Source organism: Planktothrix sp. FACHB-1355, assembly GCF_014748295.1.
Classification (GTDB): domain Bacteria; phylum Cyanobacteriota; class Cyanobacteriia; order Cyanobacteriales; family Aerosakkonemataceae; genus Aerosakkonema; species Aerosakkonema funiforme_A.
The window spans coordinates 1-2368 of the sequence record NZ_JACJUP010001097.1 but is presented as its reverse complement, the minus strand read 5'-3'; the positions used below and the strand labels follow the sequence as shown (position 1 = coordinate 2368).

The following is a 2368-nucleotide window of genomic DNA, read 5'->3' as shown; positions in this document are numbered from 1 at the left end:
TCAAAACGATAAAGCCAACTTGTAAAGGTTGTTCAATCCAAGTTTGCTTCGCCAATATATGTTTGATAAAAATTGAATAAGCTAGTGCAATTAAGGTAATTCCTACAACTGAAATTGCCAGATACCGACCTAACTTCAGATGTTCCTGTCCGGAGATAGGAGGAATTTTACTTTTACCCCCACTGGCATTTTGTAGTCGCCTTTGTCTGACTTGCCACGCTAAATTAATGACATTGCCAATCAGGGGATAGACAACGATCATGGCGATCGCCGGATGGATAAGAGCGATCGCATCCTTCAATTCCATACTAAACCTCGCAATAGTGAATGTGGATTTAAAAATGAATAGTAGGTAGTATGTACAAACCACTAATGGCTAATTTCCAACCACCTACTACCGATTAGAATTACTTCACTTCACTAGCCATAAATGCGTTAATTCGACCTTTTCTGACCGCAACGACGACATCGTAAGTAGCGCAGTAAGCGATCGTAACATCATTTGCTTTGTTGTAGAGATTAACTACCATACCCGCACCACCCGGTTGAACGGCAATTGGTTCTAGGTCGCCAAAGAAGAAACGGCGGAGTTGGTCGCCACTACCAAACTGGCCTTTATTTTTGATCAGCATATCAATTTTTTGTTGACTGCTCAGACCAGTAGCATCTTTCATTTCTTGCGCTGATGCTTCAAACAATGAAGGATTCAGATTTTTTAATGGGTAACCCGTAACGGTGACTAAACCAACGATCGTAATACTTGCAAGGATGGGAGCTAGTTTCATGGCTGATATCCTGGTGGTAAAAATGAACTACAGCAACTTAAAAATGCTTGAATACTTTCTGTTTAGGGTTGTCAGTTCGATTTATCGATCCAACTATCTGAAGCATAAACAGTCCATCTGAGGCGGATATGAAGTATGTCTGAAAGTTCGCTGAATCTTAGTTTAAGGATAAATTATTAAATTCTCAGCATTTTCTCAGCTAACTTTGTCATACTCAAAAACGAACAAATATCAATATTTTTTTGACAACCAAAACTATGAGCTTTATTAATAAAATTCCGGGACAAGCTTATTTGTGGATAGCAGTTATTTTGTTTGCTGCATCTAACTCAATTGTGCGTAAACTAGCTGAAGTCGGCGAGCAACATCTAGTAGCAGGCAGAAATCCCATTTCTCCTTGTAATGTTTTATTTGTTAGCAACATTTGTGCTTTACTTGTTTTGCTCGTCATCAACTATCGCCACTTAAAGTTAGACTTATTGAAGCAAATTTCCCGCCGAGAATGGCTAGCAACGATCGCAGTTGCTATTTTATCGGGAGCGCTGGCTCCCGGTTTTATCTTTCAAGCGCTAACTCTGACAAGAGTGACTAATGTCATTTTAATCGGAAGAATTGAGCCTCTGCTGATTTTGCTGTTATCAATTTGGTTGTTTAAAGAACGGCTCGATCGTTGGGAAATAGGAGGAGCTTTAATTTGCTTTATAGGCGCTATTCTCAGTTTTCAATTCCAAAGTATGGGGATGGGGAGTACAATTGGCTTTGGCAGGGGTGAGTTTTTAACTTTGATAGGAATATGTGCTGGAATGAGCGGAAATATTATCAGCAAAGCTTTCCTAACTCGCATTGCTCCGGAAATTCTTACTATTGTGCGTATGGGAATAGCCACAATAGCATTTTTTTGTCTCGCTATGTATCTTTATGGCAGCGAACATTTTGCCGAGGCATTTTCACCATTTCTATGGCAGTGGATGTTAGTTTACGGTGCCCTAATCGTAGCGATCGGTCAATTTTGTTGGTCTAAAGGATTAACAAATTCTAACTTATCTCAAGCTTCTTTAGCAAATTCTTTTAGTCCGATTGCGGGCGTTATCGCAGCTTACTTTATTTTGAATGAAAAACTGACTCTAGGCGACTCTATTGCCATTAGTGCGATCGTCTGCGGTTTACTTTTAAGTCAGATGGGAATTAGGCGGAGAACTTTAGTCGCCACCCGCATGACGCATTTAAATGCTGTCAGACAAGCCGAAACTGGGCTTGGTTTTAAGGGAGTTTAACACTCTCCAAAAATTCTTGTGGGGTAGGTATCCTGCCTGCCTTTCTTATCCTTTTCTGGAGAGGTCTATTAAATGCTTAGCACTTATCGATCGTTCCACTCCTTCGCCGCATCCGCCACAGCTTGTTCCACCGACTTCTCACCCAACATCGCCGCCTGCAAATTATCGTAAATTAACCGTTGCAGCACATTTACATTCTTCATCGTCGGCAGCAAAACTTCCGCCTGTTTCATTTGATTGGCGCTGACAACACGCGCCTTATCCGCAGACGTAGCATTAGGCGGAACAGTTTTGAAATAATTATCTTGC

General features: G+C 41.0%; 3 protein-coding genes and 1 pseudogene. 1 reads left to right on the top strand and 3 read right to left on the bottom strand.

All coding sequences use genetic code 11. The annotated features are described in order from the left end of the window. Positions 1 to 307 (bottom strand): DUF4079 domain-containing protein (locus tag H6S82_RS29425; protein ID WP_191057192.1); only part of this gene is annotated, 307 nt, incomplete at its 3' end. A gap of 100 nt (positions 308 to 407) precedes the next feature. Beyond that, positions 408 to 785, bottom strand: a complete 378-nt coding sequence (locus tag H6S82_RS29420; RefSeq protein ID WP_190470833.1) for a hypothetical protein — start codon at positions 783 to 785, stop codon at positions 408 to 410. Between the two features lie 257 nt (positions 786 to 1042). On the opposite strand from H6S82_RS29420, the gene H6S82_RS29415 reads away from it, so the two are divergent. Further along, entirely contained in the window at positions 1043 to 2059 is a 1017-nt protein-coding gene (locus tag H6S82_RS29415; protein WP_190470836.1) for a DMT family transporter, read from the top strand. A gap of 83 nt (positions 2060 to 2142) precedes the next feature. Here the strand turns inward: H6S82_RS29415 and H6S82_RS29410 are convergent. Next, positions 2143 to 2368 (bottom strand): annotated as a pseudogene (locus tag H6S82_RS29410) (sugar ABC transporter substrate-binding protein); the annotation flags it as partial.